Here is a 21,029-nt window from a genome sequence, read left to right as displayed (position 1 = left end):
TGGATTGACGACATAGTGAGCGCTCAAGCGACCAGCGCGGATACCTCTCCGACTAACGAGTTTGCTGAAACCAAGCCCGTGGCCCATCAAATTTCTGAATCAAGCCAGTCAATGACCGCGCAAACCGCTTGTGAGGAGTGTGACCACCTTATCGATAAGGCGGTTGCTGATGACGGCGAAGCCGTTCATTGCCCCCGTTGTCATCACCATATTTCAGTGGTGCATCGCTCGCCTGTTTTGGCACCCATTGCTTATGCCAGCGCTGCCATCATGATGCTGATTGCTTCGCTGATGTATTCCTTTATGTCGTTTGCTTCGGCAGGCCATTCGGCCACCATGAACTTTGCCCAGACCGTCCGTAGCTTAATTACCTATGGTTACAACGAATTGGCGCTGCTGTTGTTTGTCACCTTGGTGGTTTTTCCGCTCAGTTTCCTACTGATCATTTGCTACTTGCATAGTGCCATGTTGCTTAATAAAAAGCCGCCCGGCGCCAAAGCTTGTTTGTTGATGTTGCAGCATTCCAAACACTGGTTAATGGTCGATGTCTTTTTGATCGGTATTCTGGTGTCGCTGGTGAAAGTGATGGGGATGGCGGATGTCACGTTTGGCCTGAGTTTTTGGGCCTTTTGTTTGTTTACCATTCTGTTGGTGAAAACAACCATAGTGACCGATTTACCCTGGCTTTGGCGCCAGTTGGTGTCACCGATGGACGATGTCGAGGTGACAGATAAAGAGCGCTCGGCATATGCCAACAACTTTCAACTCTGCCATTATTGCGGCCACTTAAACGGCCTTGATGTCGCCACATGCCCCCGCTGTCATCATCACACTCATGCCCGTAAAGATCCGAATTTAGATCGGGTGCTGGCCTTTTTGCTGGCGTCCATGGTGCTTTATATTCCTGCCAACATTTTACCCATCATGGATACCAGCTTATTGGGCGGCTCTGATCCGGCCACCATTATGGGCGGTGTGATTTTGCTTTGGCAGTTAAAGTCCTATCCGGTGGCGATGGTGATCTTTATCGCTAGCGTGATGGTGCCATTGGCTAAAATGGTGGCGATTGCATGGTTAGCATACAGTGTCAAATCGAGCCGCAACTTTGAGCCTCAAAAGCAGCTCAAGTTATACCGGCTGACTGAATTTGTCGGGCGTTGGTCGATGATCGATGTCTTTGTCGTTGCCATACTGGCAGCATTAATTCGTATTGACGGCTTAATCGTCATCTACCCTGGTCCGGCGACCGTATCTTTTGCCGGCGTCGTGATCTTGACCATGATTTCAGCGATGAGTTTTGATCCGCGATTAATTTGGGATGATAGCCACAGCAAGGAGAACCACCGTTCATGAGTAAGGCAAAGATATCTTCAGTTTGGTTTGTGCCGATTGTTGCGGCACTGATTGGGCTGTGGATGGCGTATCAGCACTACAGCAGCTTGGGGCCATTGGTCACCATTACAATGGCCAATGCCGATGGCTTAACGGCGGGTAAAACGACGCTGAAATCGCGCTCGGTGAATATTGGTAAAGTGGAGTCGATTATTCTCAGTGACGATTACTCTCACACCATTGTGCAGGCTCGAATCGACAAGCCCTATGCCGGAATGCTGGTGGAGGATAGTCAATTGTGGGTGGTCAAGCCGCGCGTCGGTCGCGGTGGCGTTAGCGGCCTGACAACCATTTTGTCAGGTGCCTATATTGAAGTCCGCCCCGGTGTCAGTGACAAGTTGCGCGATCAATACACGCTGTTGCAAGAGCCGCCGTTAGGCGATCCGGACACTGATGGTATTCGCCTGAGCTTGTACAGCGAGGGCAATAAGTCGGTAGAGGCTGGCACGCCAGTCAACTACAAAGGCTTTGAAGTGGGTCAGGTTGAGCAAGTGAGCTACAACACAGAGGCCGCTCGAATTGATTACATCTTGTTTATCAAAGCGCCGTTTGATGATCTGATTGCCACTAATAGTAAGTTTTGGATTCAATCGGCGATTCAACTAAAAATGAACACCGAGGGGCTGAGTGTTCAGATGGACTCCATGGAGAGCCTGCTCAGCGGTGGAGTCACCTTTGGTTTTGCAAAGGGAGAAAATCCCGTCGGGCGAGTGGCCAGTGGTGACTCGTTCAAGCTTCATGTCTCTGAAAAAGAGGCGACCGAAGGCAATTTTGAACGCTTTGTTCCGGTGTTGATGTTCTTTGAAGAGTCGATTGCTAATTTGGGACCCGACTCGCCAGTGGAATTCCGGGGTATTCGAGTGGGAACTGTGATTGAAGCACCGTACCGTAAACCCATCGAATCCGAAGTGATGTCGAAAAACGGCATTATTCCAGTGTTGGTTCATTTCGAGTTTGAGCGTTGGTTTGATGGCAGTGACATCCCAACCAACGAAGAATGGTATGCCGAAATGCAGGAAATGATCAGCCGCGGTTTTCGCGCCACCATTCAAACCGGCAATGTGCTGACAGGCGCCCGCTATATAGACCTCGACTTTTATGATGATGCTGCGCCAGTTTCAGAACCGCTCATTCAAGTTGCTCACAACGCTGGCTTTAAGATGATGCCAAGCATTCCCAGTGGTTTGACTCGAATGGCAGAGCAAATCTCCAGCATCATGAAGAAAATTGAGCAACTGCCGCTAGAAAACACAGTGACAGAGCTGAACGCGGTGCTGAGCAACGCCAACCGAGCGATGGCGACCTTTGATGGTGCTGCCGCTAAACTCGACAAGATTTTGATCAATGAAGAATCTGATGCTGATTTAGCTGCGACACTCGAGCAACTGCAAAAAACGTTGGCGACCTACGATAGTAGCAGCGCCTTGCATCAGGATTTGCGTCAGACGGTGCAATCACTGGAGCATGTGCTTTGGGAGCTTAAGCCGTTGCTGGAAATGGTGAATCAAAAACCTGATGCCTTTATCTTTGGCGGTCAGGTTAAGGATCCGGTTTTGAAAAAGGACACGACTGAATGAATGCACTCAAGATTTACGCGGCCACGCTAGTTGCAATGTTGTTAGTGGGCTGTGCATCGCCGCCGCCGCAGCCAAATCAGTATTCATTGATCGCCTCACCGGTTGAGATTGATGGGGTTACCAACAGCTCCCTTTCGGGCTTATTAGAGGTGCGTCGGGTGAACGTTGCCGATTACTTGAACGACCCCCGGCTGATGGTTCAAATTGGCGACAATCAGTTGGTAAGCTTGCCGCGTCAGCGCTGGGCTAGCCCGTTAGCCGGTGAGTTATCCGCGCTGACCGTTGAGACCTTTGCCCGTGCCTTGCCGGGGTTGAAAGTGTTAGCTGGCTCTAGCAGTGAGCAAGAAACCATGGTGCTTGACGTGGAGGTCAACCGCTTTCATTTGATCTCCGATTCGCAATTGCGTGTTGCTGGCCGCTATCAGCTGAAACAACCGGATGGCAGCTATATCACTGGGCAATTTCAGCGAGAAGCGACCTTTGCCGCTAATAATTATGATGATGCGGTGAATCAAATGCGGGCAATCTGGATTGATGAAATGACGCGCATTGCCAGCGAAATTCAGCAGTAGCACTTTTTATGGTGCCGTGGCTGTTAACGACAGCTCATCAAAACGCCCAGCTTTGCTGGGCGTTTTTGGTTCCAGTGATTTCGCAGTGAGCGACCTTGGTTTGTTTGAAAACGATTTCATTTGGTGTTCTATTTCGCTATCCTGTCGCCACGCACAGCAAAGCGACGGACTGGTGATTGCCGTTCAGCGTCGGAGAATAATATGCCTTTGAGCAACAACCATGACATTCACTGTTGGCCGAAATTGCAGCCAGCACCAGGCTTGGATCCAAAACTGGAACAGCAAATCGAGCAGCAGCTGAATGCCTTGTCACTTGAGCAAAAAGTTGCCCAAATGATTCAGCCTGAGATCCGCTTCATCAGCGAGCAGCAGATGCAGCAATATGGCTTTGGCTCTTATCTCAACGGCGGTGGCTCTTACCCCAACAACGACAAACATGCCAAGCCAGAGGACTGGCTTGAAGTCGCCGACCGCTATTATCACGCGGCGATTGCCAGTGACGCAGGGATCCCGACCATGTGGGGAACAGACGCCGTTCATGGCCACAATAATGTCATCGGCGCAACGATTTTTCCCCATAACATTGGCCTTGGCGCTTGCCATCACCCCGAATTAATTCAGGCCATTGGTCAGGCAACCGCCAAAGAAGTGCTGGCAACCGGTATTGAGTGGCTCTTTGCACCGACCGTTGCGGTGGTGCGTGACAATCGCTGGGGGCGAACTTATGAAAGTTATTCAGAGAGTCCTGAGCTAGTTCGACGCTATGCCAAAGCCATGGTTGAAGGTATTCAGGGCGTCGCGGCCGATGTTGAGGGCGACTTCTTTAACGCTGAAAAATGCATTGCTTGTGCAAAACACTTTATTGGTGACGGTGGCACCGAACATGGTATCGATCAGGGCAACAACTTAAGCGATGAGCAGGCGCTTTATCACCTTCACGGCCAAGGCTACGCCAGCGCCATTGAGGCCGGAGTCCAGACCATTATGGCTTCGTTTAATTGTTGGCATGGCGACAAGTTGCATGGTCATCAATACTTGCTGACCGAGGTGTTGAAACAACGGATGGGCTTTGATGGCTTGATCGTCGGCGATTGGAATGGTCATGCGCAAGTGCCGGGGTGTCGCAACGACAGCTGTGCTGCCGTGATCAACGCTGGCGTCGATATCATTATGGTGCCGCAACATTGGCAGGGGCTGTTTGATAACACTGTTGAGCAGGTCCGCAATGGCGAGATTGAGCTCGCGCGGATTGATGATGCTGTGCGGCGGATCTTACGGGTTAAGTATCGCGCCGGAGTGATGGATGCGCCGCCACCATCAAAGCGGCCGCTGGCGGCTAAACAAGAATTGATTGGTGATGAATCACATCGAGCCATTGCTCGTCAGGCGGTTCGCGAATCGCTGGTGCTACTCAAAGACAACGATCACCTACTGCCCATACAGCCGCGCCAGCATGTCTTGATCACCGGTAATGCGGCCAACGATATTGCCCGTCAATGTGGTGGCTGGAGCGTCACCTGGCAGGGCACAGATAACAGCAATGATGATTTCCCCGGAGCAACCGCTATTGGTGCTGGTCTAGCGGAGGCGATTGGCGCGCAACAGGGGACCAGCGAGCTGTCAACTGACGGTAGCTTTCAGCGCCGGCCCGATCTGGCTGTTGTGGTGTTTGGTGAAATCCCCTACGCCGAAGGGGTTGGCGATATCGAACACATCGAATATGACTATCAACACAAAGATGACTTGAAGTTGTTGCAGTCGCTCAAATCTCAGGGGATCCCAGTTGTTGCGGTCTTTGTTACTGGCCGTCCGTTGTGGATCAACAAGGAATTGAACGCTGCCGATGCCTTTGTGGTGGCTTGGTTGCCCGGTAGCGAAGGGGCTGGTGTCGCTGATGTGCTGGTGGCAGATGCGGCAGGGCGGATCCGCTATGACTTTCAGGGTAAGTTGTCATTTTCTTGGCCGCGAACCGATGATCAGCTGGTATTGAATCGAGAAGATAGCCATTACGATCCGTTATTTGAATACGGCTTTGGCTTGAGTTATCAGGAGCATGATCGAACCTTGGCGCCGCTGCCGGAGCAAAACAGTTTGCCCTATCCAAAACCGTCGGCTGATCTGCTGATTTTCCATCGTGTGCCGGGGGAAAACATGCATCTGCAGCTTGAATCGGCGCAGCAGCAGGAGCTGGTTGTTAGCAGTACCCAGCAGTTGGGTGAGGTTTTGGCAATCCATACCGTCGACTGGCAGGTTCAGGAAGATGCGCTGGGACTGCAATGGTTTGGCGGCCAACAGGCGGCATTTGCCATTGCTGGCCATGCTCGTAATTTAACGACCTTTGCCGATAACGACGCCGAATTGGTGTTTATGATTCGGGTGGTTGAGCAGCCCTCTGAGCCTTTGCTACTGACCATGACCGCACCGAACGACCAAGTCACTAAGGCGGTTGATATCAAGGCCATGCTAAGTGGTGATGGCCAGTGGCAGCAACTCAAAGTGGCGCTGTCCTCGTTGAGTCAAGCAGGGTTTAGCTGGACTCAGGTGACCAATAAATTTGTGCTCAGTTGTGCTGGTAAAGCCCACATTGAACTTGCCGACATTCGTTTGTGTCCGCCGGCAACCTAACGGGGCCTGCAGTACTATTTTTCAATCATTGAGTGCAGCAGTGGGCCTTTGTTGAGAGCCCGCTTGATCAAGGCAAACGGCGCCAGCAAGCTGTCTTGCTCAATACTTGAAGCCCTGACTTGCAGGCGGTCATAGAAAGTTGCCAAGGTTTGTTGCTGCAAGGTGGCATTGAGCACTGGCTCAATGATGCGCCAGGCTTGGATTAGATCGCCACCAATAATGATCTTTTGTGGATTGAGCAAATTAACCGTGGTCGCCAAAGCTTTGCCAATGAATTCGGCGGCTTCTCGGAGTACTTGTTGAGCCAATTGATCGCCATTTAAGGCCGCTTGGCAGATTTTGCTCATGGTCAACTCGCCAGTGGTTGACTCGTTGACGGTTAAGTGAGTTGGGTAGCCCGAGCCATTGAGTTGTTGTACTCGCTTGACCACTGCGTCATCGGCCGCCACCGTTTCTAGGCAACCGAAGTTACCGCAATGGCAACGCTCGCCCAACGGGTTAACCTGAATATGGCCGATTTCACCACGATTTAAACCTTGGCCCATCAGTACTTCGCCATCCATGATGATGCCGGCACCAATGCCATGATCGATGCGCACCACGACGACGTCCCGACAATCTCGGGCATTACCAAAGTAGTGCTCTGCCAATGCAAGTGAACGGGTGCTATTGCCCAGATAACAAGGCACATTGAATACTGCGCTGATCTCATCAGCAATGGCTAGCGGCTGCTCTAATGGAATGTGGGGGGAGTAGCTGATCACGCCAGTTTCAGTATTGAGTAACCCAGGGCAGGTGATGGCAATGGCAATTAAGTGATGCTCTTTGCGGATGTGAATGGCCAATAAGGTCGACACTTCATCACTGATTTGACTGAGTAATTCAGCGGCATTGCTGGCGTGCAAATCCACCAGCCGGCTGGCGAGGGTTTGCCCGCTCAAATCACAAAGGCCCAGATGCAGCTGGGTGCGATCAATTCTGACCGCGACGATTTGGTGAGTACTGGGTGATGTCGCCAGGTTAATTGCGCGACGACCGCCGGTAGAAGCCTGCGGCTCTTGCTCTTCAATGATCCCCAGTGGCAGTAGTTGCCGAGTCAGTTTGGTGATACTGGCAGGGGCAAGGTGGGCGTGGTCGGCAATTTCGATGCGCGACACTGGGCCAAGTTGATCAATTATTTGATAGACCAAACCCAAAGTCGATTGTTGTTTGTAGCGCGTCAGTTGACGTTGCTGTTGCTGTTTGTGGGTCATGCGGCTCTTAATTTATTTACGACAATGAAACCGTCTAATGCTGTTATGGTAGCGCAAGTGTCACGGTAACTTAATCGAAGTTAAACGTGGCAGTGTTGATATTGAATAATTGTTGCTGCGGATGTCTGATTAATCAGCTGGCCGGCCCGTTAGTTGGCCTTGGCGCTGACTTGAAACAGGTGATAGCCCCAGGCGGGCAGATCGAGGTACAAGCCTTGTTGCTGCAATTGGCGATTATCGCGGACATAGCACGCATCACTGAGCAGATCGGAAAATTCCAGTTGCTCGGACTGACGAGGGATAAAAGGCCCGCGCAGATAGCCTTGGCTGGCATCCGCTGCGTAGTTGACCACCACCAGAAATTGCTCATCAGCCTGATGCCAGCTCATGGCAATGATGCGTTGACACGAATGGTTGTCAGGCCACGCCAAATCACAGTGGCATAATTGCCAATCGCCGAAGTGCATGACCGGCTCACGCAAACAGCTGAGTAGCTGCTGGTAAAACGCCGCCAAATGAGCGTCTGTTGGCTCATTGGGGCCTCGGATCAGGTGTGGCGTGATCCGCGCGCGATAACCAAGCTGCTGACCTTGGTGAATAAAGCGGCAACCCGGAGCGGTGAGTGCAATTAGCGCCGCGGCTCGGTGTTGTTCCGCGCTAAGCTGTTGGCTGACTCTCGCTTCGTCATGATTTTCAATAAATCGAACCAACTGACGTTGGTAATTCAGATCGGCACTCAGGTGAGCGTGAATTGCCTCTGCCTGATGACTGAACAGGCGATCATACAAACGTTTGTCATAGGCATAATCAAAGCCTTGTTGCAGCAATGGCCACTCCATATCCCAGTACACTTCAGCCATAAAGATAAAGTCAGGGTGGTGTTGTTTTACCTGAGCAATGGCCTGTGGCCAGAATGGCGCCATGGCAAGGCCCCAAGTTCTGGCAAATACTTCCGGCAGCTGCAACATCGCCATATCGCATCGGACGCCGTCGCACTGATCGGCGATATGCTGCAATGTTGTCATCATGGCTTGCTGGACGGCCGGCTGGCTGTAGTCGAGTTGCGCGGTATCCGGCCACCCCGGTAAGTGAGGATCGCGGCCATAAGCGATGATTGGGCCATTACTCAAACGGCAGTAATTGCCAGGTTGCAGGCAAAGTTGCTGCTCACTTGCGTTGATCACCATGGCGGGAGTCTGGCTAACCCATGGATGATCGAGGGCAATATGATTCGGCACGAAATCGAGCATTAATTTCAGACCACGTTGCGCGAGCCGTTGCCTCAACTTCGCCAAAGCTTCAGGGCCTCCGAGATCATGGTGCACCTGATAGTCGGCAATGGCGAAGCAGGAGCCGCCAATGTCTTGCTCAGTCAAATCAACCAACGTCTCGCGATACTCTTGCTGCCAAGCAGGGTGATTCCTTGAAACCTGTTGTGAGGCCAAACCGGTTTGCCAGACGCCCAACAGCCAGATCCACTGGTAGCCAGCGTCTTGCCAGCAGCCGATTTGTTGTTCGTCAATGTCATCAAGGGTGGCTGGACGTCCGAGTTGCTGGCTCAGACGGTTGACTTCAACCCGCGTATTGATTTGCAGCAGCAATGGATGTGGTGATGAGCTCGGCGACATGATTAATTCGGCTCTGAGCGAGTGAGTAAATCGGCCAATTGACTGGCAGGCATGGGTTTGTAGAAATAGTAACCTTGCGCTAAATCATAATGCAATTGCTGGCAAAACAGGGTTTGCTGTTCCGTTTCAATGCCTTCAACCACGATGTTCAATCCCAGTTTGTGGCCAACATTAACGATGGCCTCAAAAATAGCCCTGTCTTTTTGTTGATAGGGCGCTTCCTCCACAAACATGCGATCAATTTTTAATGTTCGCACGGGGAATAGTTTGAGATAGCTGAGTGACGAGTAGCCGGTACCAAAATCATCAATAGAGATCTCCATGCCTGCGTCATGAAGCTGAGTTAGGCGACGTAACAAGTCGTCATCCGCACCAATCAGGACGTTTTCGGTCAGCTCAATACCAATGTCTTTCGGCGTTAAACCATATTCGGCAATAGTGTCATTTAAAAAGTTAAAAAATCCGGGTTGGTGCAGTTGTTTGCCCGACACATTGATATCGACTCGAATCGGCAATAATTGCTGCGAGCGCCATTTGGCAACTTGTCGGCAAGCGGCCTGCACCACCCATTGGCCGATGCGGATAATCAAGTCAGAGCGCTCAGCGACGGGGATAAACTCAGCTGGCGAGGCCCAGTTGGATGCTTCTTTGGGTTGCCATCGCAATAAGGCTTCGCATGCCACTATGTGCTGGCTGGCCAGATCGATTTGCGGTTGGAATACCAGATGAAAATCGTCGCCGTCGAGTGATTGTCGCAAGCTGGTGGCGATTTGCCGTTGCCGGTTGAGTTGCTCGTTCATGGACGCGGCAAAGAATCGATAGCGATTACGACCCGATTCCTTGGCTTGATACATGGCGGCATCAGCATACTTCAAGAGCTCAGCGGTGGTTTCGCCATCGTCGGGATACATGCTGATACCAATGGATGCGGTGACATAAATATCTTGCTCGTAAAGCCGATAAGTTTGTTCAAACTCAGACATGACTTTGTCGGCCACGGTTTGGATCTCATTGCGACCGGCGATATTGGGCAACACAATGATGAATTCGTCGCCACCGAAGCGTGACAGTGTGTCGTAATGACGTAGATGGGATTTCAGGCGATCGGCAACTTGCTGAAGTAAGTGATCGCCAGCGTTGTGCCCCATCGAGTCATTGACGTCTTTAAACAAATCTAAATCAATAAATAGTACGGCGAGCTGTTGCCCGAATCGGCTGGCTTCGGCCAATCGACGATGGAGTTCTTCTTCGAGGAAACGTCGGTTCGGCAAGTTGGTCAGTAAGTCTTTGGATGCCAGCCGTTTGAGCTCGGCCGCGGTGCGGTGCTGATCGGTGAGATCAACATCGACGCAAAACATTTCTGGTTGGTCGGAGTCTTGTTTGAGCATCACGTGACTGGAAAAAACCGGCACCAAGTGGCCGTCTTTGTGCAATAAACTCAGCTCGGAGGCGGGGATCTCTTTGCCTTCGACCACCCACTCATGGTGAGCCTGGACAACCGCCTCGCGCATGGGCTCGGGAATAATTAGGTGCTCAAGTTTTTGCCCGAGAGCTTCTTGTTTGCTGTAGCCGTAAACGCGGCGACTAGCATCATTCCAATAAATGACTTCTCTGTTGCGGTTGTAGCCCTGAACAGCCACCGTCGGTAGTGCTTCAATTAAACGTCGAAAACGGCGCTCGTTTTCACGATATTCGAGTTCAGCTTGTTTGCGGTTGTTAATGTTTTTCAAAGTGCCACAGATGCGTTGCACGTCATCGTTCGCATGATTGTTGCTGTGGTCACTTAGTTCGACGACCTTGCCGCTATCTTCAAACCACACCCAGTGGCCTTGCTCGTGCTGCAGTCGATATTCCAAGGTATAGCCAGAGCCGGCTTGGATGCATTCGTTTAAGCGCTGTTGCAGCATGACCGTATCATCGGGATGGGTGCGGCCCATGATGTCTTCGATATTGAGCAAGTTGTTGTCGGTCGGTAGTCCGAGAAATTCCAGCCAATGACTATTGACTAACACTTTGCCGGAGCTGTAATCCCAGTCGTAAAAGCCTAATTCGGCACCATCAATAACCAACTGCAATTGCTCCGCGGCGCGCTTGGCGGCGATTTCCGATTGCTTGAGATTGTATTCATTCTGTTGGTGAATGGCATTGCTGCGGCGCAACAGGATCACGCCAACGGCAGTTAGCAGTAACACGATTGCAATCAGGGCTAGTTCCATTAGATAAAAGGAATCAAACTGACTATGTTGCTGTCGCTGAAAATACTGCTCTAGCTGCGCCAGCGATTGCTCTAACGTCATCGCGGCTAGTTGTTGTTGCTGATGAGCTTGGTCGTTGCCAATACCGCTTCGCAATTGACTAATAGCTTGTTGAGCAGCGGCTAATTGGGCGCTTTGTTTAGCTGGTGTGATCGCAGGCGTAATCGTTTGTTGATTGTACGTGCCGCCTTGCTGTAACAAGGTTAAGTAGTGTTCTGCTTGGGCAAGAAAGGGAGCAACGGCGTCATGCCGTCTGAGTAAATCATCATACTGAATGAGTAACAGTGCTTCTTTGCTGGCAGTGTGTGCTTGGCTAATCAATTCGTTGGCTTGCTGAGCTTTGGCCAGCCGCGTTGAATTAACGCTAATGCCAAAATAAATAGCTAGGCAAATGATCATCCCGATTGCGATAACAAACCACTCTTTTAAATTGAGCCAGCCGCTCTCTGGCTGGCTTAAAGTCAGTGGCCGAGAGTCGTCTGCTTGCTTGCTTGCCATCATGATTTAAATTCCCTTCGGCAGAAGTCCATGCTTTACAAACTTATTGAGCTTAGCATGTTTGCTCAATTTGGCTTGTTTTTAATAGTGATTACTGCATGATTTTTATCATAATTTACAATTCGCTTAGGCAGGCAAGTAGGGAACCCGCTAAGTTGCGTTTTGCGGCATCGGCGACTTGGAGTGGTCGTGGACCGTGGGAAATGTTCAACTACATGATCCAGCTCGCAACTTGACCTTAATTACTTGGCCAATTATTTTTTTTGACTCAGAGTGATAATCATTATTAGCTATAAGCAATCGAGCCAATAAAAAACAAAATAACGGCTAGTAGACGTGAACTATCCCAACCAGAGGTGCCACTATGGCGAACGCAGACCACAACATATGTCGACCAATCGGAACAGCAAGCAATGGCTCAGACGATAGCCAGGAGCTTGGCAGCGGCCTGCATTTGCATGATGCAAAGCAAAAGCAACGTGCCCATGATTTGGTGAGAGAAACCTTGTTATCACTACAAGACGAGCATCCAAGTCCACCATTTTCCAACTAAGCCATCTGCCGTAAGTACGCAACAAAAAACGCCAGCTAACAACTTAGCTGGCGTTTTTTGCATCTTAATCATCGTTTCAACTGGTTTTGATCTGGCGGTTCAGTTGCTCCAGACCTTGATCAAAACCGACAATGACACTGTCCAAGGCTTCCGTTGCTAAGGCGAAGTAAGCGCTTGGCTGAATTGATGGATGTGACACCATCACGTTGGTTTCAATACTCGATAACAAGGGCGACAGCTTGCCTTTAATTTGGCTGGTAGCCACCGACAGTTGGTATTCCTCAAGCTTGCTGTGTAAATACTTTAAGCGGATCCGCTCAACGCTGCTGCAATGAGCCGATGCCGCGACTCCGGTACCTAATGCGCGGGCCTGACCGATGTATTCGGCATTAAACAAGGTCGACTTCCACAATTCCTCGGCGGGTTGGTTAGCAGCCAGCTGCAGCTCTTGCAAGTGGTGTTGCTCGGCGCAGTCTTCAATCAGATGCAAGACGTTCAACACCAGGCGGTTGTGCTGCTCCAGCGCGTAACTGGCCTGATGATTGATATAGTTAGTGGATAGCCGTGCCCAGTGATCCTGAATACTCTTCCAGCGCTCAGAACGTTGGATCCAGGGGCCTTGTTGGTTCAGCTTGGCAATGGCTTGTCCGATTTGTCGCTGCAACTCAGCAATTCTGATTTTGGCCGATTCATCACCATTGAGGTAGCCATTGGTGAGACCGCGATGCTGCTGCACTGCGGTCAGCAGTTCGCGTAACTGCTGTAACCAGTCAATCCCTTGCTGGTAACGCATGTTGGTTTGCTGGCGGATGCGATAGTTGGAAAACCATACGACCACTGCGAGAAGGGCGGATACCGCTAACACCACCAAAACGATATTGAGATAATTATCCATCAGAATATTCCTATGACTGAACTAAGGCTCGGAGGTGTTGAGCCACATCGGCTGTTTGCTTTGCCATAAAGGCATTCTCCTTAGCAGTAACAGCGACGTTTTCGATATGAGAAGAAATTTCTCGGGTGGCAATGACTTGCTGCTCAGTAGCACTGGCGATACCGGCAATTTCATTGGAAACTTGGTCAGACGTACTGACAATTTGCTCCAGTACGTCCACTGCCGAAGACACGCTGGTCAGGCATTGATCGCTTTGCGACACCACATGATCCATGTGATCCGCCACCTGTTTCATGTTGTTAGTAACGCCCGAAGCATGTTCGGTAATGGCATTGGCCGACTCGTGACTGCGTTGCGCCAGTCCCCGAACCTCGTCAGCAACCACAGCAAAGCCGCGGCCATGATCACCCGCTCGGGCGGCTTCGATGGCAGCGTTTAATGCCAGTAAATTGGTTTGCTCTGCAATCTCTCGAATGATCTGAGACATGCTTACCACTGTCGATAGGTTGTCCTCCAGCGACTTAATTCTCGCGCCGGTTTCGTTGGCCAGAGCTGTGACTGTGTTGACTTGCTGTTGTGCTGAGCGCAGCGCTTGATGGCCCTCGGAGCAGATCGCTTTGGCACTTTCGGAGGCGGTGCGGGTATCTTCAATGCGTTGGGCCACCTCATCAATACTCTGGGATATCTCGGTGGTTGCTGCTGCGGTGCTGGTGGTGGCGGCAGACTGATCTTCGGAGTGGGTGGCAACTTGGTTGGCGTTGTTAGCCAGCTCAGCGCTGGAATAACCCATTTCGTGAACGATGGCTTGCAAGCTTTCCAGACTGCGACTTTTGCTGCGCAGCATATCAACGAATGGTTCTTGAATTTGCCGTAGCGGACCTTTCAGCCAGCGTTCAACATGATTGTCATGTTGTGTTTCTAATTCATGCAAATACTCATTCAAGGCAACGCTGTCGTTGTCGATGACTTTGAATAAAATGGTTTGGATACCTAGTCCGATTAGGGCGCATGCAAATGCTATTTCCATGTGGCCGAAAAAAGCGCTTACAATCGCTGGAATAGGCATCAACAAGCTGATTTTGTAGCAGCCGGAGCATCCTAGCTGCTGTAATAGTCGACTTATCATCCGTGACTCGCTTCCTGTGTGTTGAACTGAATCATTGTTACTACTGTAAAAATTAATGACAGTTTTTCTAAGCAAGTACCGAACCAAACGCACTAATATAAAGCAGTGTTTATTTAAATTATTGTATTTGTTTGGTTAATTGTGTTTTTCGTTGTTTTGGCGTTCGTTATTCAATTGTGAGCCAAATGAACCTTGATGGTGCATATGGATGTGGTTGACTATGAATGCTTCTCATTTGTGCAAGATTGCTTGTCCAATTGGGTGCAACATGACGCACATGTGTGGCGAGTTGATCTGACGCATTCGCAATGCCTGTTGATTTGACTAGACTCTCAAGTTCCGTCATCTCGATACCTCCCATCAATCGAAGGATTTGTCTGCTGTGAAACTTAAGGAAGCGCTCCGGTATTTGCTCGCCTTTGGCTTACCTATTGTCATTTTATGCTTGCCGTTATCGGCATTTGGCATTGAGGGTATGACCATTCAGGAACAACGAGTTGTCGCAATATTTGTGATGGCCGCATTGTGTTGGGTGTTAGAGCCGATCCCCATTTATGCAACCTCGGTGTTGGTGATTGTGCTTGAACTATTGGTGTTATCAGACAAAGCACTGATCTTCTTTAAAAGCGGTGTGGAACAGCCTGATTTCGGTGTGGTTCTGAATTACAAAGATATTATGGCGACCTTTGCCTCGCCGATTATCATGCTGTTTTTGGGAGGGTTCTTCCTCGCCATGGCAGCGACAAAGTATCGTCTTGACGTCAATTTAGCGCGGGTGTTGCTCAAGCCCTTTGGCCATAAGCCGGCCAACGTCATGCTCGGTTTGATGGTGATCACGGCAATTTTCTCGATGTTTATGTCGAACACGGCGACCACCGCGATGATGTTGGCGATCCTAGTTCCGGTACTGTCGATTTTCTCCCCCGGCGATCGTGGCAAAGCTGCGTTTGCACTGGCTATTCCAGTTGCGGCTAACATCGGCGGCATCGGCACACCGATTGGCACGCCGCCCAACGCCATTGCTCTGAAATACCTCACTGGGGACAACTACATTGGCTTTGGTGAATGGATGTCCTTTGCCGTGCCATTTGTGGTGGTGATGCTACTGATCGCATGGTTTTTACTGAAAACGCTATTCCCAAGCCAGCAAGATAAAATGGAATTGGCGATCAAAGGCAAGTTCCTCAAAACGCCCAAAGCCATTGTGGTTTACGTCACTTTCGCGGTCACCATCTTATTGTGGTTAATGGGTAGCTCACATGGGATGAATTCCTACACCGTGGCATTAATCCCAGTGGCGGTATTCTCGGTCACTAAAATCATCGGCAAGGATGATTTGAAGAACATCTCTTGGGATGTGCTGTGGTTGGTGTCCGGTGGTTTTGCGCTAGGGCTGGCGTTAGATAAAACAGGTTTAGCATCTCATGCGGTGAGTGCTATTCCATTTGCTGAATTCTCGCCGCTGCTGGTTATTTTTGCGGTCACTTTACTGTGTTTGCTGATGGCCAACTTCATGTCACACACGGCAACGGCTAACTTGCTGATGCCAATTGTGGCTGCCTTAGCGGTGAGCATGGATAGCTTGGCAGGCTTTGGCGGCACCAAAGCGATTTTGCTGTGCGTGACCTTTGCTGCGTCTCTTGGCATGTCACTGCCGATTAGTACGCCACCAAATGCTTTGGCTCATGCCGCGGGTCACACCACAACCGGTGATATGGCGAAAGTTGGCGCAGCGTTGGGCGCCATTGGTGTCGCCCTGACATTCGTCATGGTGTATTTGATGCGCGTTGTTGGCTACGTATAAGGAATAACAAGATGGAAAAATTAACGATTATTTGTGTTGATGACCAACCGGAAGTTCTTAATGCGGTGGCTCGTGACATCGGCTCGCTAAGCTCTCACTGTGATATTGAAGAATGTCAGTCAGCGCAGGAGTGTCTTGACCTGCTAGAAGAGTTAGATGCCGAAGGCAAACCCATTGCGTTAGTGATCTCGGATCATGTGATGCCAGAGAAAAATGGCGTCCAAATGCTGACCGAAATCGCAAGCGACGGTCGTTTCAAAACCACGCGACTGTTTTTGCTAACCGGCTTGGCAACCCACCAAGACACGATACAAGCGATTAATCAGGCGGGCATTGATCAGTATTTTGAAAAGGCTTGGGATCCCGATGAGTTGCTGGCGGAATGTAAGCGAGCGCTGACTCGCTTTGTCTTTGCTGCCGGCCTGGATTACCTTGACTATCAACCCGTGCTGGATGCTGAAAAAACCTTTGAGTTGGTTGCTGGCAGAGGTTAGCCGTAGCCATTGACGTGCAGCGCAATACGCCAGAGCCCGCGAGTTCTCAGAACTCGCGGGCTTTTTAATATTGGTTTAACCAATATTTGTGTGGTTTATCTATTTTATAAATATTGGTTTGGATAAATTTGTTTATTGGTATGACAATGGTTTTCGGTTGTGATCAATTAACTGGAGTGCTGTTGTGTGCGCTAACCTCATCAAAAAGCTTATTTATATTGTTTTTATCTGGCTAGGTCTATTGGCTCAGGGTCAGGCCAAAACCATTAACTATGACGGAAACGGCAATGAGGAATGGAAGAAAACCGGCGTTCGCGGCGGTGATGTCATTGTCATTCCAGATGGCGAATACAATAACTTAAAGATCACCATTCAAGGCAAGGGTAAACGCGCCAAGCCGGTCCGACTGAAAGCGCAAACGCCCGGCGGCGTCGTGCTGACCGGTGAAAGCTGGATTTATTACTACGGTCAGTACGTGGTTGTTGATGGCTTTGATCTGAAAAACATTAAACCTTCAGTTTACAAAAACAAGCTGCGGGCGCCGATTGCCAATATGAAACCGGGAGCAAGCACGGAAAAGTCGGCTGATATGTGCCACATGTGTATTTTGCAGCATATTCGTATCGATCAGGAGCACAATGATGCCTTAGCTGACGATTATCGCTGGGTCGATATTTATGGCTACTACAACATTGTCCGGCACAACTATTTTGGTGCCAAGAAATCTCAGGGCCGAGTGCTGCAGGTAAACCTCAAGCATGCCGATAAAGAAAACAAACCAGCCAACCACCGCATCCAATACAACTATTTTGCCTCCCGAAATGAAGGAGAAGCGCTGGACAATGGCGGCGAAGCATTGTTGATTGGTGAGTCCAGCCGTCAACATGTGTCGGCGCAAGTGCGGGTGGAGATGAACCTGTTTGATGATGCGTCGGTTGCTGGCGAGCCGGAAGTCATCTCCAACAAGTCGTCTGATAATCTCTATCAATACAACACCATTCGCAATACCTCCGCGAGCTTGACGCTGCGCCATGGGGATCGCAATACGGTGCAATACAACTGGTTTTTACAGGATCAGCGCGCAGGCTCCGGTGGCGTAAGAGTGATCGGTAAAGACAATGTCGAGCGCAACAACTATATCGATGGTGCGGCAGGGGCAAAGGGCGAGACCGAAGGAAAAACCTATCGCACAGCGCTTGGTATGGCGGCCGGTTACTCTGAAGCTGATGATAAAGCCCATATCAATGGTTATCAGCTCAGCGTCAATAATGTGTTTGACCACAATACCGTGGTGCGCTCGGTGCAGCCGGTGATGTTGTCGGCTTGGTACAAGCGCGATCAGGATATGACTCGGCCTCCGCAGCAAACCACGTTCACCAATAATCTGGTGATGCAAATGGGTTACCAACCACTCGATGAATATTGGGTGAAAGGGCAGTCGATCAGTGTCGACTTTACGCCTGAATCGCAATACATCAATAAGCAGGGCCGACCTAATGTGGCGGAATACTATCCATCGTTTAAAGCCCTTAGCGGCAATATTTCTGATTGGGCTGTGTCTGATTTAGTTAAGCAAGGGGTGCGCATTGATCGCACAACCAAGCTCAAAGGCTGTGATGCATTTGCGACTGGTGATGAGCTATTCGAACCGCTCAATGGCGCTGGCGCGGATCTGTCGTTGATGGCGGCACCTTTGCTTTGGCAGCAACAAATGAAATCTGCCAAATTAGGGCCAGCTTGGCTGAATGGCAATTGGCTGGATGAGGCCAAAACTTACTCTGCTTGCTCCTAACGTTGTCGGGCTGCGCCAGTTTTGTTCCGGATCATGTCTATCGCAGCTTTTTCCCGAGGTCGCTTGTGCCCAGCCAAAGGCTGAGTACAATCGACGCTCCACTTCTCTTTTAAATTGTTAACATATTGTATTTAAAATGAAATATATATGTTTGCAGAAGTCAGGTCGAAATCGGGAAGTTGGAATATAACAATGACTTAGCCGCATCAAGCGGCAGCGCTTTACTCCATACCGACAACAATGAGGTTTTCCATGCGTTTTACGCTAATCGCCAGCGTCGTTGCTTCTGCACTGGCACTTTCCGCTTGCTCCGAGCAAGCGACCACTCAGTCTACTGAACAACCAACTACCGAAGTGAAAACTACGCAACCAACACCTGCGGTGGCGTCAAACCCACTGATGACAGCAAGCGAACTGCAATATCAGGCGCCTGATTTTACCGTGATTCGCAGTGAGCACTTTGAGCCAGCAATGCAAGCCGGTATTGCCCAGCAAGCGGAAGAAATTAAAGCGATTGCTGAAAATTCAGCAGCGCCCACGTTTGATAACACCATTGTCGCGATGGAGCGCAGTGGCCAGTTGCTGAATCGCGCGATGAGTGTGTTTTACAATCTAGCGGGTACCGATAGCACCGAAGAAATTCGCGCCATTGAAGGCCGTATGGCACCAATGCTCAGTGCTCATGAAGATGATATTTACTTGAATGACGCGCTGTTTAAGCGGGTTCAGCAGATTTATCAGAATCGCCAGTCGCTGGCATTAGATGCCGAATCATTGCGCTTGGTGGAAGTGTATTATGACAATTTCGTCGCCGCCGGCGCCTTGCTCACTGAAGCTGAAAAAACGCAAATCCGCGCCTTGAATGAGGAACATGCGGCATTGACCAATGACTTTGGTCAGAACTTACTAAAAATTGCTCGCCAAGGCGCGGTGGTATTCAGCTCGAAAGAGCAACTTGCCGGTCTCAGCGAGGCACAGCTTGCCATTGCCGCGGCAGCCGCTGCTGATCGAGGTTTGGAAGGGCAGTACGTGGTCGAGTTGACCAATACCACACGCCACCCACTGCTATCATCGATGGATAACCGTGACAGCCGTCAAAAGCTGTGGCAGGCATCGGCGGGTCGTGGTGTATCTGGCGAATTGGATAACCGCCCTGTGCTGACTCGTTTGGCTCAGATCCGAGCGCAACGCGCCAAGTTACTGGGTTTTGATAGCTGGGCTGATTATCAACTCAACAGCACCATGGCGAAAACGCCGCAAGCCGTGATGGACATGTTTGCCAGCATGGTGCCAGCTGTGGTCGCCAATGCCGAGAAAGAAGCAGCGGCGATTCAGGCGATGATCACCAAAACCGGTGGCGATTTTGAGCTGCAGCCGTGGGACTGGGAATACTATGCCGAGTTGGTTCGCCAGGACCAATATGACTTGGATGAAGCCGAGGTTAAGCAATACTTCGAATTTGAGCGAGTGCTGAATGATGGCGTGTTCTTCACCATGAACCGCTTGTTTGGTATCACCCTGAAACCTCGCCCAGATTTGCCGGTTTATCACCCTGATGTGAAGGCCTATGAAGTGTTTGACGAAGATGGTAGCAGCGTGGCGATTTTCTACGGCGATTACTTTGCACGTGAAGGTAAACGCGGTGGCGCCTGGATGAGTGCTTTTGTTCAGCAGAGCCGCTTGCTGAACAACAAGCCTGTAATCGTCAATGTCATGAATATTCCAAAAGCGCCAGAAGGCCAGCCTACATTGGTTAGCTATGACAATGTCACCACCATGTTCCACGAGTTTGGTCACGGCGTTCATGGCATGTTCTCCGACGTCAACTATCAGACGCTCGCTGGTACCAGTGTTTCACGCGATTTCGTTGAGTTCCCATCGACCTTCCAAGAAGACTGGGCGAAAGATCCTGTGGTTATTGGCAATTATGCCCGTCATTATGAAACCGGCGCGCCGATCCCTCAGGAGTTGTTAGCCAAGGTGCTGAAATCACGTAGCTTTAATCAAGGGTTTGACACGCTTGAGTACATGGCTTCGGCATTGCTGGATATGGAATGGCATGCCTTGAGTGCCGATGCGCCACTGCAAGATGCAGAGGCCTTTGAGCAGCAAGCTTTGAAAAAGCATGGTGTTGATATCGCCGCAATTCCACCGCGTTATAAGTCACCATACTTTGCCCATGTCTTTGCCGGTGGTTACTCGGCCGGTTATTACGCTTACATGTGGAGTGAGATCCTTGCCGCTGATGCGTTTGCTTTTATCCAGCAAAACGGCGGTTTGACCCGTGAGAACGGTGATTTGTACCGCAAATTCATTCTTTCTGTCGGTAACAGCAAGCTGCCAGCAACCAGCTATGAGTTGCTTCGCGGTCAGCAGCCGACTACCGAAGCTTTGCTGATCCGCCGCGGATTGGCGGGACCTGCTAGCTAAAAGCTATCGCTTCGTCATTAATCAAGCCAGGCATGTTGCCCTGTCTCTTGATCACATCTTAGAGTTCAAGAGACTTGGCTAATTCGTACCCTTCAAGGATGGCTTGTAATTTGAGCCATCCTTGCCACAGCACTT

At 50.4% G+C, this 21,029-nt stretch carries 14 protein-coding genes; 9 read left to right on the top strand and 5 right to left on the bottom strand.

What is annotated here, in order from left to right; translation table 11 throughout:
* Positions 1 to 15: 15 nt before the first annotated feature.
* From IC617_RS13450 to IC617_RS13435, 4 genes are all read left to right on the top strand, one after another.
* Positions 16 to 1,353: a PqiA/YebS family transporter subunit gene (locus IC617_RS13450; protein ID WP_369410405.1), complete on the top strand. Its 1,338-nt coding sequence runs from the start codon at positions 16 to 18 to the stop codon at positions 1,351 to 1,353.
* Positions 1,350 to 2,969, top strand: coding sequence for an intermembrane transport protein PqiB (gene pqiB, locus IC617_RS13445; RefSeq protein ID WP_191145508.1), 1,620 nt, complete (start codon positions 1,350 to 1,352; stop codon positions 2,967 to 2,969). Before IC617_RS13450 ends, pqiB begins: the two co-directional genes overlap by 4 nt.
* Positions 2,966 to 3,541: a PqiC family protein gene (locus tag IC617_RS13440; protein ID WP_191145507.1), complete on the top strand. Its 576-nt coding sequence runs from the start codon at positions 2,966 to 2,968 to the stop codon at positions 3,539 to 3,541. Before pqiB ends, IC617_RS13440 begins: the two co-directional genes overlap by 4 nt.
* A gap of 201 nt (positions 3,542 to 3,742) precedes the next feature.
* On the top strand, positions 3,743 to 6,166 hold the full coding sequence (locus tag IC617_RS13435) for a glycoside hydrolase family 3 protein (RefSeq protein ID WP_191145506.1): 2,424 nt from the start codon (positions 3,743 to 3,745) through the stop codon (positions 6,164 to 6,166).
* A 14-nt stretch (positions 6,167 to 6,180) separates the two neighbouring features.
* On the opposite strand, the gene IC617_RS13430 is transcribed toward IC617_RS13435, so the two are convergent.
* From IC617_RS13430 to IC617_RS13420, 3 genes are all read right to left on the bottom strand, one after another.
* Positions 6,181 to 7,419, bottom strand: a complete 1,239-nt coding sequence (locus IC617_RS13430; protein ID WP_191145505.1) for an ROK family protein — start codon at positions 7,417 to 7,419, stop codon at positions 6,181 to 6,183.
* A 149-nt stretch (positions 7,420 to 7,568) separates the two neighbouring features.
* Positions 7,569 to 9,047, bottom strand: a complete 1,479-nt coding sequence (locus IC617_RS13425; protein WP_191145504.1) for an alpha-amylase family glycosyl hydrolase — start codon at positions 9,045 to 9,047, stop codon at positions 7,569 to 7,571.
* Positions 9,048 to 9,049: 2 nt separating this feature from the next.
* Positions 9,050 to 11,803 (bottom strand): bifunctional diguanylate cyclase/phosphodiesterase, encoded by a 2,754-nt coding sequence (locus IC617_RS13420; RefSeq protein ID WP_224746005.1) that lies wholly within the window; start codon positions 11,801 to 11,803, stop codon positions 9,050 to 9,052.
* Between the two features lie 361 nt (positions 11,804 to 12,164).
* Here IC617_RS13420 and IC617_RS13415 point away from each other — a divergent pair, with 361 nt between their 5' ends.
* Positions 12,165 to 12,353 carry a hypothetical protein gene (locus tag IC617_RS13415; protein WP_191145503.1) on the top strand — a complete coding sequence of 63 codons (189 nt, stop codon included), beginning with the start codon at positions 12,165 to 12,167 and terminating at the stop codon, positions 12,351 to 12,353.
* 76 nt (positions 12,354 to 12,429) lie between these two features.
* Here IC617_RS13415 and IC617_RS13410 read toward each other — a convergent pair whose 3' ends face one another.
* Complete coding sequence (locus IC617_RS13410) at positions 12,430 to 13,248, bottom strand: nitrate- and nitrite sensing domain-containing protein (protein ID WP_191145502.1); 819 nt, start codon at positions 13,246 to 13,248, stop codon at positions 12,430 to 12,432.
* A gap of 10 nt (positions 13,249 to 13,258) precedes the next feature.
* Positions 13,259 to 14,374: a methyl-accepting chemotaxis protein gene (locus IC617_RS13405; RefSeq protein ID WP_191145501.1), complete on the bottom strand. Its 1,116-nt coding sequence runs from the start codon at positions 14,372 to 14,374 to the stop codon at positions 13,259 to 13,261.
* A gap of 382 nt (positions 14,375 to 14,756) precedes the next feature.
* On the opposite strand from IC617_RS13405, the gene IC617_RS13400 reads away from it, so the two are divergent.
* The 4 genes from IC617_RS13400 to IC617_RS13385 all read left to right on the top strand — a co-directional run bounded on the left by IC617_RS13400 (position 14,757) and on the right by IC617_RS13385 (position 20,894).
* On the top strand, positions 14,757 to 16,178 hold the full coding sequence (locus tag IC617_RS13400) for an SLC13 family permease (protein ID WP_191145500.1): 1,422 nt from the start codon (positions 14,757 to 14,759) through the stop codon (positions 16,176 to 16,178).
* Positions 16,179 to 16,189: 11 nt separating this feature from the next.
* Complete coding sequence (locus IC617_RS13395) at positions 16,190 to 16,672, top strand: response regulator (protein ID WP_191145499.1); 483 nt, start codon at positions 16,190 to 16,192, stop codon at positions 16,670 to 16,672.
* A 184-nt stretch (positions 16,673 to 16,856) separates the two neighbouring features.
* Complete coding sequence (locus tag IC617_RS13390; protein WP_191145498.1) at positions 16,857 to 18,464, top strand: polysaccharide lyase 6 family protein; 1,608 nt, start codon at positions 16,857 to 16,859, stop codon at positions 18,462 to 18,464.
* 252 nt (positions 18,465 to 18,716) lie between these two features.
* Complete coding sequence (locus IC617_RS13385; RefSeq protein WP_191145497.1) at positions 18,717 to 20,894, top strand: M3 family metallopeptidase; 2,178 nt, start codon at positions 18,717 to 18,719, stop codon at positions 20,892 to 20,894.
* The last annotated feature ends 135 nt before the right edge of the window (positions 20,895 to 21,029 follow it).

It is taken from the genome of Neiella litorisoli (assembly GCF_014773395.1).
Lineage (GTDB): Bacteria > Pseudomonadota > Gammaproteobacteria > Enterobacterales > Neiellaceae > Neiella > Neiella litorisoli.
This window is presented reverse-complemented; position numbering and strand designations above follow the sequence as displayed.

Bases quoted from the DNA above. Each gene is read 5' to 3' on its own strand.
- IC617_RS13410 (WP_191145502.1), bottom strand. From the start codon at position 13,248: ATGGATAATTATCTCAATATCGTTTTGGTGGTGTTAGCGGTATCCGCC.
- IC617_RS13425 (WP_191145504.1), bottom strand. From the start codon at position 9,047: ATGTCGCCGAGCTCATCACCACATCCATTGCTGCTGCAAATCAATACG.
- pqiB (WP_191145508.1), top strand. From the start codon at position 1,350: ATGAGTAAGGCAAAGATATCTTCAGTTTGGTTTGTGCCGATTGTTGCG.
- IC617_RS13385 (WP_191145497.1), top strand. From the start codon at position 18,717: ATGCGTTTTACGCTAATCGCCAGCGTCGTTGCTTCTGCACTGGCACTT.
- IC617_RS13415 (WP_191145503.1), top strand. From the start codon at position 12,165: ATGGCGAACGCAGACCACAACATATGTCGACCAATCGGAACAGCAAGC.
- IC617_RS13405 (WP_191145501.1), bottom strand. From the start codon at position 14,374: ATGATAAGTCGACTATTACAGCAGCTAGGATGCTCCGGCTGCTACAAA.
- IC617_RS13440 (WP_191145507.1), top strand. From the start codon at position 2,966: ATGAATGCACTCAAGATTTACGCGGCCACGCTAGTTGCAATGTTGTTA.
- IC617_RS13435 (WP_191145506.1), top strand. From the start codon at position 3,743: ATGCCTTTGAGCAACAACCATGACATTCACTGTTGGCCGAAATTGCAG.
- IC617_RS13420 (WP_224746005.1), bottom strand. From the start codon at position 11,803: ATGATGGCAAGCAAGCAAGCAGACGACTCTCGGCCACTGACTTTAAGC.
- IC617_RS13430 (WP_191145505.1), bottom strand. From the start codon at position 7,419: ATGACCCACAAACAGCAACAGCAACGTCAACTGACGCGCTACAAACAA.
- IC617_RS13395 (WP_191145499.1), top strand. From the start codon at position 16,190: ATGGAAAAATTAACGATTATTTGTGTTGATGACCAACCGGAAGTTCTT.